Source organism: Rugamonas sp. FW305-51 (assembly GCF_058786935.1).
On record NZ_JBYSZG010000014.1, the window covers coordinates 30,502 to 44,874 of the forward strand.

General features: G+C 61.3%; 9 protein-coding genes. 7 read left to right on the forward strand and 2 right to left on the reverse strand.

Annotation, left to right across the window (positions count from 1 at the left end; translation table 11 throughout):
- Positions 1–2: 2 nt before the first annotated feature.
- The 5 genes from AC3WOS_RS11985 (at position 3) to AC3WOS_RS12005 (ending at position 7,491) form a co-directional block, all read left to right on the forward strand.
- Positions 3–2,471, forward strand: a complete 2,469-nt coding sequence (locus tag AC3WOS_RS11985) for an FtsW/RodA/SpoVE family cell cycle protein (RefSeq protein ID WP_492716181.1) — start codon at positions 3–5, stop codon at positions 2,469–2,471.
- The gene (locus AC3WOS_RS11990) at positions 2,441–4,087 is read left to right on the forward strand and encodes a hypothetical protein (protein WP_492716182.1); all 1,647 of its coding nucleotides are present in this window, start codon (positions 2,441–2,443) and stop codon (positions 4,085–4,087) included. Before AC3WOS_RS11985 ends, AC3WOS_RS11990 begins: the two co-directional genes overlap by 31 nt.
- A gap of 20 nt (positions 4,088–4,107) precedes the next feature.
- Positions 4,108–4,731: an SH3 domain-containing protein gene (locus AC3WOS_RS11995; protein WP_492716183.1), complete on the forward strand. Its 624-nt coding sequence runs from the start codon at positions 4,108–4,110 to the stop codon at positions 4,729–4,731.
- Positions 4,728–5,768, forward strand: a complete 1,041-nt coding sequence (locus tag AC3WOS_RS12000; RefSeq protein WP_492716184.1) for a PP2C family protein-serine/threonine phosphatase — start codon at positions 4,728–4,730, stop codon at positions 5,766–5,768. Before AC3WOS_RS11995 ends, AC3WOS_RS12000 begins: the two co-directional genes overlap by 4 nt.
- A 175-nt stretch (positions 5,769–5,943) precedes the next feature.
- The gene (locus AC3WOS_RS12005) at positions 5,944–7,491 is read left to right on the forward strand and encodes an FHA domain-containing protein (protein WP_492716185.1); all 1,548 of its coding nucleotides are present in this window, start codon (positions 5,944–5,946) and stop codon (positions 7,489–7,491) included.
- 669 nt (positions 7,492–8,160) lie between these two features.
- Here AC3WOS_RS12005 and AC3WOS_RS12010 read toward each other — a convergent pair.
- Together AC3WOS_RS12010 and AC3WOS_RS12015 are read right to left on the reverse strand one after the other, a co-directional pair.
- Positions 8,161–10,524: an RHS repeat-associated core domain-containing protein gene (locus AC3WOS_RS12010; protein ID WP_492716186.1), complete on the reverse strand. Its 2,364-nt coding sequence runs from the start codon at positions 10,522–10,524 to the stop codon at positions 8,161–8,163.
- The gene (locus tag AC3WOS_RS12015) at positions 10,521–12,809 is read right to left on the reverse strand and encodes a hypothetical protein (protein WP_492716187.1); all 2,289 of its coding nucleotides are present in this window, start codon (positions 12,807–12,809) and stop codon (positions 10,521–10,523) included. The genes AC3WOS_RS12010 and AC3WOS_RS12015 overlap by 4 nt, the downstream gene beginning before the upstream one ends.
- Before the next feature lie 404 nt (positions 12,810–13,213).
- Here AC3WOS_RS12015 and AC3WOS_RS12020 point away from each other — a divergent pair, with 404 nt between their 5' ends.
- Both AC3WOS_RS12020 and AC3WOS_RS12025 read left to right on the forward strand, forming a co-directional pair.
- On the forward strand, positions 13,214–13,813 hold the full coding sequence (locus AC3WOS_RS12020; protein WP_492716188.1) for a helix-turn-helix domain-containing protein: 600 nt from the start codon (positions 13,214–13,216) through the stop codon (positions 13,811–13,813).
- Between the two features lie 9 nt (positions 13,814–13,822).
- On the forward strand, positions 13,823–14,284 hold the full coding sequence (locus AC3WOS_RS12025) for a GNAT family N-acetyltransferase (RefSeq protein WP_492716189.1): 462 nt from the start codon (positions 13,823–13,825) through the stop codon (positions 14,282–14,284).
- The last annotated feature ends 89 nt before the right edge of the window (positions 14,285–14,373 follow it).

Here is a 14,373-nt window from a genome sequence, read left to right on the forward strand (position 1 = left end):
CCATGGCGTCGGTGTTGCCGTTCCGTTCCTGGCCGTCGCTTCCGGCGCTGGCCGCAGCAGGCATACGCGCCTGCTGCGGCGCGATGGCCCGCAACGGCCTGCTGGCCGTGGTCACCGTGCTGGCCACGCTGCTGTGCGCCTTGCAAGCCTGGTCGCTGTGGCGCGCGCCGCCGGCCTGGCTGCCGGCCGCCATCAAGGTCACGCTGACGCCGGGCGCGAACGTGACACTGGGGCGACACGAGCTGGCCGCGCCGCAGGCCGACAAGACCCATCTGGCCCTGCGGCGCGACGCCGACGGGGTCTGGATGCTGGCGAATCTGAGCCAGTCCCGCCAGTTGGTGCTGCAGGACGCGGACGGCGAACAGCGCATGGGCAGCACCTCCCTGCAGGGCAAGCGCGGCTTCCAGATCGACGACCAGCGCTTTGCCATCGAACCGTCCGGCGCGGGCGCCGCCGCTTTCGCCATGGCCGGCCAGCACTGGTGGTTCGACGGCGCCACGCTGTACCGCAACGGTCAGCCGCAGCCAGCCTGCCCCGATGCGCATGGCGGCGCCAGGCTGCTGGCGTTGTGGAACCGCTGGATGCCGGCGCCGCTGACGGTAGCCCACCCGCTCACCTTCGGCGGCAATCTTCATTGCGGCAACCGGCTCGGCCTGGCCGATGTAACGCCCGGCGCGGCACGGCTGGAGCGCGACGGAGGCCGGATCGTGCTCAGCGCGGGCAATCCGGATGGCGAACCGGCCGCCGTGCAGATATTGGATGGGCCGCAAGCGGCCGACCTGCGGCGGCAGGAAGCGCCGCTGGCCCATGTGCAAGCGCTCGTCGTCGGCCACACACGCTTCGAAGTGAATCTGTCGGGCGATATGCTGACCCTGACGCCAAGCCGCCGCATCGCCCTGCACAGCATGCCGGAAGTGCGCCTGCCGTCCGCCGTCGAGTGGCAATGGCGGCAACGCACACTGTGGAACGGGGACGGCGACAGCATCGTGCTCGGCGCGATGCTGTCCGGCCTGGCCGGCCTGTGCGTCCTGATGACGGGCCAGATGGCTGTGCGATGGACGCCACGGCCCACGATCGTAAATTCCCCATGGCCTTCGGCGGCGGCGCTGTGGTCCGCCGGTTGTCTGCTCGTTGGCGGCACGGCGGCGCTGGTACTGCAACGCGCAGGCCATCCGCCCGGCGCCGCCTGCTCCCTGCTGCTGGCCTGCTGGGCGCTGGCCACGTGGCTCGCGCTGCCGGGCCGGCTGTCGTTGCCGGTGGCCGCCGCCGTGATCCTGCTGGCGGCCGGATTGCTGGCCCAGCTGGAATTGGGCCTGGGGGCCGACGAAGCGTCGTGGCTGCGCTACTACCAGAAGAGCGCCGCCATGCTGGCCATCGGCACGGCGCTGGGGGCGGCATGGCGCCTGTGCGCGGCCCGCCTGGGCGCCCGGCTGCCACAGCGCCGCGTCGAATGGCTGCTGATGCTGTTCGCCGCCGTGGCGCTGGCCGCGCTGGCGGCCCAGGTGCTGTGGGGCGACGAGACGGGCGTGTTCGATCTGCAGCCGGTGGAACTGGCCAAGCTGGCCCTGACGGCCCTCACCGCCCACTGCCTGGCGCTGCGTTTCGGCTGGCAGCGCGGTCCGCATGGCTGGTCCGAGCTCGGCATGCGCTGGCTGCGGCTGGCCGCGCCGGCCCTGCTGTTCCTCGCCCTGCTGGGATTGGCGCTGGTGCAGGTGGACGATTATTCGCCCCTGATCCTGCTGCTCGTCTGGAGCACGGCCATGGCGCTGGCCTACGCGACGGCCACGCGCAACGTCACGCTGGCCGCGGCCCTGCTGTTGCTGGTGCTGGCGGCCATGGGCGCCATCGCCTGGCTGCGCCTGACGGGCACCGATGACCTGATCAAATGGGGCTTCTATGCCGACCGTTTCCTGGTCTGGCTCAACCCGGCCGAACACCCGCACACGGGCCAGCAGCTGCTGCTGGGCGCGCGGGCCATGGCCGACGGCGGCTGGTGGGGCGCCGACCACCTGTTCGGATTGCGCACACTGGGCCAGCCGCTGGGCAGCGTGCTGCGCATCCCCGCCGTGCAGGACGACTTCGCCCCGTCCTTCTTCCTGAACCGGCATGGGCTGGCGGCCGGCCTGCTGCTGTGGGCCTGGCAGGCCGCGTTCGTGGCAGGCGTCCTCGCCACGGCGGCCCGCTGCCTGGCGGCCGGCGCCGCGGCCCGCCATCACCGCGCCGCCTGGGCCGGGCGCTACGCCTACTTCGCCCTGTGCGGCGGCGCCGCCTTCGCGCTCGGCCACTTCCTGCTGTCGTGGGGCACCAACCTGGCCATCTTCCCCATCATGGGCCAGCCCATGAGTTTCCTGTCGGCCGGCGGCAGCCACCTGCTGTTTTTCCTGTGCCCCCTGCTAGCAATGGTTGCGGTCAGCGCGTCATCATTTGAGGAGAACGAATCATGCCGATCTATGTTCAACACGAAGTCTTAGGCCGGATACCGGACGTATTCAACGCCGAAGCCATCTGGCAGGCGCCCGGGCTGGCGCTGTTCGCACGCCGCCCGCTGCTGCGCGACCTGCTGGAACGCTGCCCGCGCGAACACCGGGGCCGCGCCGTCACGCGCTGCTTCTCGCATGTGACGCTGATGCTGCCGCAGGAGGAAGTCGATGACGACTACCACCTCACGCGCGGCGCGCGCGCGCGCGACCTGGCGCAGACGCTGACGGCCCTGCACCAGAAGGACTTCGGCGACCTGCTGGGCGCCGACCAGGTGCGCTACGACGTGGTGGGCACGGAGGCGCTGGCGCCGGGCCAGATCGAGGTCAAGTTCGGCCACGCCGTCTACCTGCCGGCGCCGGACGAAAAGATCCTGTTCAATGTCAGCGTGTCGCGCGACAGCGCCGTGTGGCATCCAGTCTGCCCCATCTACCCCAACCAGCGCCTGGTGCTGATCGGCGCCGATGGCGGCGCAGCCAGCTGCGCCGCGCCCGGCTGGCCGTTCGGCCCGGAGGGCGCCATCCTCATCATCAACGATGGCCCGGACGCGCCGCCCGCCGTGCAGATGCGGCCCAAGGATGCCTTCGATTGCCGCTTCGATCCGCGTAGCGGCTACTACACGATCAAATCGAAACGGGGCGGCATCGACGCCACCGGCGGCAGCCCGCGGCTGATGCTGAAAATTGCCCGGGTCGGCTCCGCCCCCGCTGCGGCGCCTGTTCCGTCGGCCCCTTCGCAGTCTGCGCTGTCGTCATCGCAACCGCATCCGCAATCGTCATCGTCATCGCAGTATTCGTCGCTGTCGCCGGCTTCATCTCGGAACAGCATCAAGCCGGCCGTCTGGCACAACCGCTCCGCCTCGCGGCCTGCGCCGGCCGGCGACGACCTGACAGCGCTGCCCGTCAGCAGCCACAAGGCCGCCTATCGACCTGCCGAGAGCGAGGCGACCTACGCGCCCGCCGCCCAGCAACGCGTAAGCCTGGTGGCGCTGGCCTTGCCCCGCCTGAGCCGCTACCGAGACACGGGCGCCAGCGCGCTGGAATTGCCGTTCGATGCCGCGCTGGCCGTCTCACACGACAGCCCGGCGGCCATCACCTTCGGCGTCACGGCCGCTGACGAGCTGTATGCCTGCACGGCGGCGGGCCGTCAGCGCATCGCCGCGCCGGCCACCTTCTGCCCGGTCGAAGGCCGCAGCATGGCGCTGCTGGCCGTGGCGCCGGAGATGGCCGAGCGCTATTGCGCCCTGCTGTCTTTGGCCCAACCGCTGGCGGCACCGGTGGCGGGCGGCGCGCGCTTCACCTTCGGCCGCAGCAGCGCTATGCTGGCCGGGCTGCGGGTGCTCGATTCGCCCCGCTTCCTGCGGCGTGCCGCCGGCACCGATGGCGCCAGCGCCGACCGCATTGGCCTGTCGCGCACGGCGTTCAGCTTCGAGGCCACGCCGCAGGGCTACCAGATCGGCCGCCTGGCCGCGACCCAGGCCCTGTTCCACCTGGACGACAAGCTGGCCTTCGTCGCCAGCATAGGCGAGGCGAGCGCCGAGGCGCCCTACCTGCTGCCACCCGGCCACCACCTGGCGGCCGGCCACTATGTACTGCGCTTCGACGCGTGACGGCGGGAGGCGGCATGGACATGGCTAAACTGTACGGGGCCGGCGCCTTCCTCGCCGGACTGGTGCTGACGCTGTTCCTGGCATCGTGCCTGACGCCGCGCCAGTGGTGGCGCCGGCCGAACGCGCGCGCGCTGCTGATCCTCGTCGCCGGCACCTGGGGTTTCGGCAGCATCATCCTCAGCCTCGCACCCGCGCCGCGCGCCTTGGCGCAGGCAGCTGCGCTTGACGGCGCCAACGCCGCCGCGCCGGCTGCCGGCGCGACCGGGCGCGCGGGCTTGCCCGACACTTCAGCAGACACCCTACCCGGCACCATTCCCGACGCCGGCCCGGCTAGCGGCAACGGCAGCGGCAGCGACGGCAGGGGCAACCGCGGCAGCGGCGGCAACGGCGGCGGCAACAACGGCAGCGGCAGCGACGGAGGCCAGCCCGCCATCGCCGGCCAGCCGTTCCAGGTCCACCAGGCGCTGCACCTGCGTGCCGCCGCCGGCGTGGCCGCGCCGCTGTTGGCCACCGTCCCTCCCGGCGCCACCGTCACCCCGACCGGCGCCCGCGACGGCGACTGGTGGCAGGTGCGGGCCACGATGGCCGACGGCAGCGACGTGGGCTGGGTGAGCAGCCTGTGGCTGCGCCGGAGCGGCGAATGATGCCGCTGCGCGCGCGGCGCCCCGCACCGGCCGCCGCGCCCGATTCGATGACATGTCTGGCCGCCGGGCTGGACTTCGGCCCCGGCCTGGAAGTGGCCGCCCGCAGCGCCGCCAGCGCCAGCAAGCTGGTGGTGCCGGAAAACCAGGACAACGTGGTGCTGATCGACGCCACCGGTCACGCCGTCTGCCTGCGCGGCGAAGCGCCGTTCCGCACCCGCATCGCCGGCTGGCCCGCCGGCCATGTGCGGCTGGCCGTGCTGGACGGCATGGGCGGCCATGGCGACGGCAGGCAGGCGGCGGAGGCCGTGGCCTCGGCCGTGCTGGACGTGCCGGCCTGCGACACGCTGGAGCAGCTGTCGTCCCGCCTCGACGCGCTGCACGCGACGCTGCAGGCCCGCTTCCGCCAGCCGGGCGACCACGACCACTTCCGCCGTCCCGGCACCACGCTCACGCTGTTGGAAATCGCACCGGGCCAGGCCCCGCTGCTGTACCACGTGGGCGATTCGCGCCTGTACGAAGTGACGGCCGACGCGGCTCATCCCCTCACCATCGACCACGTGCCGGCCACCGGCTACGCCATGCATGGCATGCTGGGGCCGCAGGAGTGGTGGCAGCAGGTGCACGGCGAACACCGCTCGCAGATCGCCCAGGCCTTCATCCTTGGCAACGCGTTCGCCAATCCGCAAGTGCTGGACGATGGCCTGCAGCCGCTGGACCGGCACACGCTGCCGCCCTTTCTGCACCGGCTGGCGGACCGCCGCGCGCTGAGACTGCGCCCCGGCGCGCTGTACCTGCTGGCCACGGACGGGCTGTGGGCATGCGGCCAGCCGCTGCCCTGGACGGCGCGCTGGCCGCCGCTGCTGGCGCGCCGGCCCGATGGCATAGCCGCCGCCCTGGCCAGCCTGTTCCAGACATGGAGCGGCGATCCGCCGCCTCAGTTATATATCGACAACATGAGCGCCATCGCCGTGCGCTTCCCGGCGGAAAACATTGACGAGACGGCACTGCCCGATACCAATTTAACCACCTTTTTCTGACCGATGTTGTTACGAAAACAGCAATCCGGCGCTGGCAGGCCACAAATCATGCCCGCCCTGGCCACGCCGATTGCCAAACGCAGCTAAAAGCGCATAAACTCATGGTTATCCCGTCGGTCTGAACGCCATGAAAAAATGCAGTAACCCGCAGCACCCGCACTGCACGTACTGGGTCATGCCCGGGGAAGACGCTTGCGCGGGCGGACACGCCCAAGCCGCGCGGCAACCCACCAGCTACGACCTGCTCAGTGCCGTGCGCCATGGCCGTGCCGAGATTCCGGCCGCGGCGCAGGCGGCTGCCCACGGCCCGGACCATCCCGACGACAATACCACCGCAATCCCGGCCGCAATTCCGGGCACAAGCACGGCCGCCGCCCTGGCGCCGGCCTATGCCCGCACGCTGGTGCGGGCCCAGGCCGAACGGCCCCAGCTCCACATCAGCGGCTTCGACCCGCGCGCCGCCGGCGGCCGCCAGACCCTGAAGATGGAATTGCGCGGCATGCCGCAAGGCTGCGCGCCGCAACTGGCGCTGCAACTGCAATCGGACCTGATTCCCCACGGCGCCGCGCGCCAGCAGATGGTGCGCTCGACCAACGGCGACTGGCGCCCCGTGTTCGTGGAGTTTTCCTCGCGCGGCATGGAGCATGGCCAGTACCAGATCAGCATCGAAGTATTGAGCCAGCATCCGGAACTGGCGGCGCGCAAATGGGTGTGCACCTTCGTGATCCTGGTGCCCCGCCCCGATGCCACGCTGACGGAAATCCACCGCATCTTCCTGTCCACCCACAAGAACGTGCGGGTGATGGCGGACGATGCCTCAATCGCCCGCGTCAGCGCGCAGGGCGGCGACCGGCTCGACATCGACGTCACGGCCCGCAACGCCGGCATCGCCCACCTCGACCTGGGCGCGCCGCAGGGCAAGGTGGACCTGGGCTTTTCCACCATCGCCTGGGATGAGGACCTGATCGAGATCGACATGCCGGCCAGCGCCGGCCTGCATCCCCACCCCAGCCGGGCCGCCTGCCTGGTCAACGCGGCGCCGGAAGCGGGCGCGCAGCGCCAGATCCGCCTGTTCGCGCTGGAAGAATGCGTGTTCGGCCGCTTCGAGCTGGTCGACCCCGAGGCCGACGCCCTGCTCACCCATTACGGCAGCGACGGCCAGCAACCGAACGGACTCACGCGGCGCCTGTCCGGCCGCCACGCCGTGATCCGCCGCGGCAGCCATGGTTTCGAGATCGAGGACGTGTCGCGCTACGGCCTGCTGCTGGACGGCGTATGGCCCGGCAAGCACAAGCCCACGCCTTTGCGGCTGGGCATGCGCATCGAACTGAGCGCCAGCATCAAGGGCATCGTCGTGCTGACCGTGTCGGCCATCCTGCCGCACGCCGTCATCCTGCACCGCATCGACGATGGCGCCCGCGCCGAATGCTTCTATCTGGTCGCGCCGGAAACCCATCCCGGCTACCCGATGCCGTCCTATGCCAGCACGCCGCTGGCGTCCGCGCTGCCGCTGCTGCTGCACCACGACGGCGGCTTTTGGCACCTGGACCAGCTGAGCGGCAAGGAAACGGCGCTGGCGCCCGCCACCTCGCTCGACAAGTTGACCCGCATTGCGCGCCACAACCGCTTTGCCAGCGAACCCTATCCCGAACACTGGATCATCCGCATCGGCGCGGCCGGCCTGTACAGCACCATTGCTGCGCACGATATGCATACCGCCTGATCAGCGCCATATCTGCGGGTTTCTAATATCACTTGGCTTGCGCGCTTTTCCGTGTCAAACGATAACGCCCAGCATTGTCCGATTTACGAGGGTCTCTCAATGGCGGAACATCCGGACTGTCCGACGCGGGAACTGTGCGAAAGCCCGCCTACATCCTCGTATTCGGGACAGCCTTGAGGGTCCCCGCCAATCTTAACCGTAGCAAGACTACGGGCCCCCACTGGCAAGATGCCGGTACATGGCGATGTGGGATACGTGATACATGCCTGCAAGGATTTCCATTGAACAGACCTGCGGGCCGCCCAGCATCCAACTGAACATTGGAAAACCCGCTTCCAGCCTTTCATTTTTCACCAGAACCGCGACTACTATCCCAGAGAAAAACGATCAAAATTCCAATTAACAAATACTGAACAATGCCCGCTAATCCGAGAAGGCTCCACTCGCACACAATTCGCAAAGTTGAGCCCACAGGCCCCAGCCATTCGAGCACAGGATGAAATATTGAGAAAATCGCCCATGACATCGGATATGTTAAGAATGCTGTCACCAGTCGGTAATTGCCCTCATCGCGAATCACTGAAACGATGATTGTAATTATCAAAAAAATAACAAATATAAAAGAGCATATCGCGCCGCGAGCGACAGTGCTCCGGACAGAATTGCTTTTCAAAATGGCACCCTTGGCAAACGCGTTACTTGATTCCCAAAAACAGAATCCAAAAGCAGGTCACTGTTCAACCAATTAGGCCAGATACTGCCTGAACTTGGTATGCCTTTAACTCCCCCAGCGGACATCGCCCCTGACGCCGCTTTTGCGCATTGTGTCGAATTTTCTCCATCCGGAAACGCATACCATCGTGGCGCCCGTCGGACTCTTTCAATAGCCGCATCAAATGCTCCGTCATTAGGCACATTTACCTTATACACATAATCTGCGTCGCGTCCTTCCGCAGCAACTGTATCTGGCCATGATTTAGTTGTATTTGCGCCCTCAGTGCCATGAGGAGTCGGAAATTGACTTGTCAATGTTGTCCCGTCCATCTCCCCCATAAACACATGGCCGACAGAGCCATCTGCCAGTCGCGATGTCCAGATCGCGACGATCACATCTCGCAGTCCAAACATGTCCGTATGGGAAACGGGGCTTCCGTGAGCATATGCGTACGTATTAATACCACCACTCAGGCCGATCGGATCGCTTTCAACATACTTGCCCGTCTGCGGATCATAATCCCTGAAGTAGTTGTAGTGGTTATTGGTTTCACCATCAAATACCTGCCCAGGGAAGCGTGCATTGTAGGTAAAATTACCCGCGCCGCCCGGATTTTCGTTAGGCTGTCCCAAACCAAATGGATCAGTTAGTACCCAACTCCATACCACGCTGTTCGTCACGGCGTCCGTAATGATCCGTGGCGTATTAATGTGGTCAGCATAAACATAGTAGACTGCCGGCGCGGCAACACCGGCTTGCTGCTTCAGTACCACAACAGGCAAATTGCCCAGATAGACCGTCTCCTGCAGAGTAGTGCCATTGGCATCATATTCTCCCAACAGCCGGCCTTGCTCATCGTAAGCATACTCCGTTGCGCCGGTCGGCACGACACCACCCGTCTTGCTCGTGCGCTGCCCCAGGCCATTGTAGAGATAGTTGGTGGTGACCGTACCGTTGACGGCCGTCATTAGTCGGCCGCGATCGCTATAAGAATAGGCTATCGTGCCATCGCTTTTCAGGTTGCCAGCCGCATCGAAAACATTATTCTTGGCGGGAACGGGGCCGGTGGTCGCGGCCAAGCGATTGCTGGAGCCACTGATGGTATTGTTATAGCTATTTGCACCTACCCGGAACTGCGTCCGGTTACCGCTGGCGTCATAGGAATAGCCCTGAGTGCCCGTGCTGTTTGTGAAGGTGAGCAGCCGCCCCAGTCCATCATACGTGAAGCTCTGGTCATATGCCGCAGCGGACGGATTGCCGGTATGGGTCATCGCAGTGATCCTGCTTGCCGCGTCGTAGGTAACGGTGCGTATCATGCCGGCCACCGCATCGCCCTCACTCCCCAGCCGATAGCTGACCAGGCGACCGTCCAGATCAAACGTGCGGACATAATGATTTGGACTCTGTTCGCTGTTGTTGCCCCAGGTCCAGCTTTGCGCGGCCCCGAATGGAACGTAATTGATCTGATCAAGCAAAACGATAGTGGTAGTCGAATCCGTCCCACCATTGCCGTCCGGTGGATTAAGGGTGAGATTGCTGACGTGCCCTGCCAGGTCGTAGGTATAAATCAAGCGACTACCGCTGGGGTAGGTCAGGCTGAGCAGTTTTCCATTTGTGCCATAGGCATAGTTGATAGTCCGACTGACCGTCGCAACCGCATTTATTGTTGTTTGCGTCTTGGCAAGCAGGCGGCCGGCTTGATCATAAGCGTAGGCGGTCTGTCCCGACTCATCCGTCATTTTAGTCAGATGCCCCAGCGCGTTAGGCGCACCGGTTGGCCCGCCATCATATTCCAGAAGGGTCGGCGTTCCTGTGGAATAGGAGACGTTGGTTAGCCGGTTGAGTACGTCATACGTGAACGTAGTGACTTTACCTCGGGCGTCAGTGCTGGTCCGCAAATTTCCTGCCGCGTCAAACGTACGATTCGTAGCGCCGGTATCCGGACTTGCAAGCATTTGCTGATTGCCCAAGCCATCGCTAGTGTATGTTGTCGTCAGCCCTCTGGGATCAACCACGGTAGCGGGTTGATCGCGGCCATCAACGGTGTAATTAATGGTTGGCCTGGCAATACCTGTTTGGGGCACAGGCTGTACTTTCCTAAAAGCCCTGTTCAGTACGTCGAAATAGATATTCGTACTATTTCCAAGAGAATCGCTGATTTGGGTCAGATTGCCATTGACGTCGTAAGCGTAATTGTAAGTTGTGTTTTGTTCTTGTGCATATACCAATAAGCCCGTGAATTCGCCAATAACTGGCATATAGGACAATGAAAATATTAATACGCCCGTAGCGGTGTGGACAATGTTCAAGCGGCTCATTGGACACCACCCGTCTGTTGTTTAACACGGCTCAATACATCGTAGACACGCGAAGTCTGCCGGGCCAAACCTCCATTCATGTCCTTAACTTTCTCTGAAATACGATTTCCTATGTTATCAAGGGTGTAGACGATGCTGTTTCCAAGTTTATCGCTCACCCCGGTCATGCGGTGAGCATCATCAAAGCTGTAGTCTAAGGTACTACCATCCGGCATCGTCACTTTAATTAAATCGCCTGCGCCATCATATTCAAAATTTGTCGTCTCATTGTTACCGGCCGTGCTAACGGTTCGAGAGCTGATCCAGCCTCGCGGGGTATAGGTGAAACTTGTACTGGCGCCATTCGGATCGGTGATAGTTCCCACATTACCATTGGCATCATAATTAGACAGTCTCGTCACGTGACCTGCAGCATTGGTAATCGTAATCAGGTTTCCTGATGCGTCGTACTCATAATGTGTAACATCATTGACGTCGATACGGGGACCGGTTACGGTAAGTACCTGTCCCAAACTATTGTAAGTAAAGGCCCAGCTACGCGGCATACCTGACAGGGTAGAGCTCAGTCCCTGCGAGCCAGTCGTATCCGTGGTGGCCTGAATGGTTTTACTTAACAGATTTCCGGTTGCGTCATAGGTAAAGGTGGTTAGCCGATTCGGCTCGGCGATTTGTAGCGGCAACCTGAGGGTTGAATGCCAACTGGTAGTCGTTGTGCGCGCTTGGGGAGTACCGGAGGCTTCGACGCGTCGAATTTCGAGATTGCGAGTCAGATCATAATTGTAGACAGTTAGGGTCCGCTTGAAATCCCTTGCAAAAGCAATATTTCCATTTGCGTCATGCATCGTTGAACTCGAAGCAACGGAACCTGTTCCGTCCGGTTGGGTTATATCGCTTTGCATTAATCGACCACTTACAGTTTCAAAACTATAAGTGCGAACAGCTCCCATCGGATCTGTAACTGAACTATTGTAATAATCAAAGGTATATTTATCAACACCGTTCGCATGTTCAGTGGAAATAGGGAAACCTTTGTTATCATAGCGATATGTTCCATAGCGAATAATATTGCCTTGACTAATCTCGTCGGCAATTCCTGTCAGATATTTACTATCCGGCAATTGAGCGCCCATATATAATGATTCGTTGTAGTAATATATTCTCCTTAAACCATCGGGATATGTGACACTATTCAGCACATTCGCACCTTGATAAGTGTATGTATATTTATTTCCTGCGGGATCGACCATTGCAACAAGATGTTTAGAATCGTCATAAGTGAAATTTAATTCTCTACCAAAACTATCAGTTACTTTTTCCAACATTCCAACGCGGTATGTCAGAATCTGAACGTACCCACTTGGATAGGAAATTGACGTTAACATCCCATCCTTATCGTAGAATTCGATTTCATTCTCAGTAGTAATCAATTTCCATTGAGTAATATTTCCCAGATAGTCATACTGAAGCACGAAAAGCTGCTCTTTTCCGTCTGAGTCAGCATGCCAGGTCGCACCGCCGTCGCTGGAAGCGAAATAGTAGCCATATCCGTCTGGCCGGGTAATTATTGTTGAGTAAACTGGATAATCTTGAAGTGGCGGGTATTCATTTGGATACCAATCTCCCCCATTTCCACTAACTCCTTTCCAACTATAGGCCCGGCAATGCGTTGGCTTATCAATATCATCTATCGCGTATATATGTGGCTTTAAAGTGCGTAGTCGCTTTGAATAACTATGCCCCCATGACAACCCAATTATTTCAGCTCCATCGAGGAACTTCTTGCTGCTGTAATAACGCACAAAATTCAATCCCTGTTTGGATGTATAGTCTGTTTCAATTTGCACTTTTTCTTTCGCCCCAAATCTAACCGGATTACCAGAACAGTCACAATCTGGCTTCTTTTCAGGCGCATCGTAACAAACCCTTGAGTCATCATGTGCCCAGTATTGAGGCGAACCCGGACATGCGTCCACTGTGGGGAACGTTCCTTGATATATTGGTTCAGTAGCTGGATTTTTTGGATCGATTATAATCTTGCAATAAATGTTATTTCCATCAATATGATCGATCCCTGTCACCCATGCCCCTTGGCATACGACATTCGCGGCATCGCCAATGGATGAAAAAATACCAGAAACCCCTGTGCTCAAATTTGAAGCGTAGACTCCGATAATTTTTGGGCGAGTGGTTACCGCCTGCGATAACAACGGAATTGAAACAACGAGACACATACACAGCATTTTTAGCAGCTTCACGCCGTATTTTGAAATTCGAAAATTATACATGTCAGTCTTTAGTTGTTTAGTTTATTGTGATTTAACACCGCATTTAACAACATCATCAAAAAGTAAACTAGTTTAGTTTAGTTTCCGATTTGTCTCTATTAATGTTTACGCAATATATTGCCATGATAGAATGTCTGTATCCGCATGGAAAGTCTGTGAATGATGCACTATTTATTGTCTTGCAAACTCTCCAAATGTCACTGATTGAATCGCAGAGGCAAAACTAAGTACGCATGAACTGTCTTCGCTTGAGGAAGCGGCTCGACTTTGTTTTGCCGCGTGGCCGGAAAACAGACACTGCGCGCTCATCGAATACTCTTTGAATAGCAACTTTGACGCCTTCCGGTCGATGAGCTGCGCCAACATCGATTGACATCTCCACCATACTGGACAATACTTCCAGCATGAAAGATAACCCAACCACCACCGCGCCACCCGACATCAACCAGCGCATCGCCGACCGGATCAGCGCCCTGCGCGCCGAGCGTGGCCTGTCGCTGGACGCCCTGGCGAAAAAGAGCGATGTCAGCCGTTCGATGATTTCATTGATCGAACGTGGCGAAACCAGTCCCACCGCCGTGGTGCTGGACAAATTGGCGTTTGGCCTGGGCGTCACGCTGGCGTCCTTGTTTGAGGCGCCCCTCCCCGACGCCAGCCCGCTCGTCCGCCGGGCCGACCAGTTGCAGTGGACCGATCCGCAGTCCGGTTACACGCGGCGCAATGTTTCGCCGCCCCATTTCCGCTCGCCGCTGCAGATTGTCCAGATCGATTTTCCGGCCGGCGCCACAGTGACATATGAGGCGGGATTGCGCGAGGTCGGCATCCATCAGCAAGTGTGGGTGCTGGAGGGCAGCATGGAATTGATTTTCAACGGCCACCACCACCGCTTGCAGGCGGGCGACTGCCTGGCGATGCAGGAGAACCAGCGCATCGTTTTTCAGAACACCAGCAAGCTGCCGGCGCGCTATATCGTGGTGGTCAACACCGGTTTTCTCACGCCCTGAAAGGACACCATGCAGATTTCGTTTGAATCACCCAACCAGGCGGACGCCATCGCGCTGATCGCTGAACTGGACGCCTACCAGAGCGCGCTCTATCCACCCGAAAGCCATCACGCGCTGGACCTGACTTCGGTCGCCGAACAAGGGCTGCGCTTTGTAATGGCGCGGGACGATGCAGGGCAAGCCGTCGGATGCGGCGCCGTGGTCTTATCGAGGGAATACGGTGAGCTCAAGCGCATGTATGTGCGCCCCGACCAACGCGGACTGGGACTGGCGACGAGGATACTGCAAACGCTGGAGGCCGAGGCCATTGCCTCGTCTTGCAGCGTGCTGAAACTGGAAAGCGGACCGTACCAGCCGGAGGCGCTCGGTCTGTACGCGCGCTGCGGCTACGAGCGTTGTGGCCCCTACGGTGCGTACACCGACGATCCGCTAAGCGTGTTCATGCAAAAGAAGCTCGTCAATCACCAATGAGCGGGGGGCGTTGCGTCACTTTTTGTGAGCCTTGGCGCCGCCCCATCCGTCATGCTCCGGCGGCACGTGCAAGTACCGCTGCCATCGAC

Bases quoted from the DNA above. Each gene is read 5' to 3' on its own strand.
- AC3WOS_RS11985 (WP_492716181.1), top strand. From the start codon at position 3: ATGGCGTCGGTGTTGCCGTTCCGTTCCTGGCCGTCGCTTCCGGCGCTG.
- AC3WOS_RS11990 (WP_492716182.1), top strand. From the start codon at position 2,441: ATGCCGATCTATGTTCAACACGAAGTCTTAGGCCGGATACCGGACGTA.
- AC3WOS_RS11995 (WP_492716183.1), top strand. From the start codon at position 4,108: ATGGCTAAACTGTACGGGGCCGGCGCCTTCCTCGCCGGACTGGTGCTG.
- AC3WOS_RS12000 (WP_492716184.1), top strand. From the start codon at position 4,728: ATGATGCCGCTGCGCGCGCGGCGCCCCGCACCGGCCGCCGCGCCCGAT.
- AC3WOS_RS12005 (WP_492716185.1), top strand. From the start codon at position 5,944: ATGCCCGGGGAAGACGCTTGCGCGGGCGGACACGCCCAAGCCGCGCGG.
- AC3WOS_RS12010 (WP_492716186.1), bottom strand. From the start codon at position 10,524: ATGAGCCGCTTGAACATTGTCCACACCGCTACGGGCGTATTAATATTT.
- AC3WOS_RS12015 (WP_492716187.1), bottom strand. From the start codon at position 12,809: ATGTATAATTTTCGAATTTCAAAATACGGCGTGAAGCTGCTAAAAATG.
- AC3WOS_RS12020 (WP_492716188.1), top strand. From the start codon at position 13,214: ATGAAAGATAACCCAACCACCACCGCGCCACCCGACATCAACCAGCGC.
- AC3WOS_RS12025 (WP_492716189.1), top strand. From the start codon at position 13,823: ATGCAGATTTCGTTTGAATCACCCAACCAGGCGGACGCCATCGCGCTG.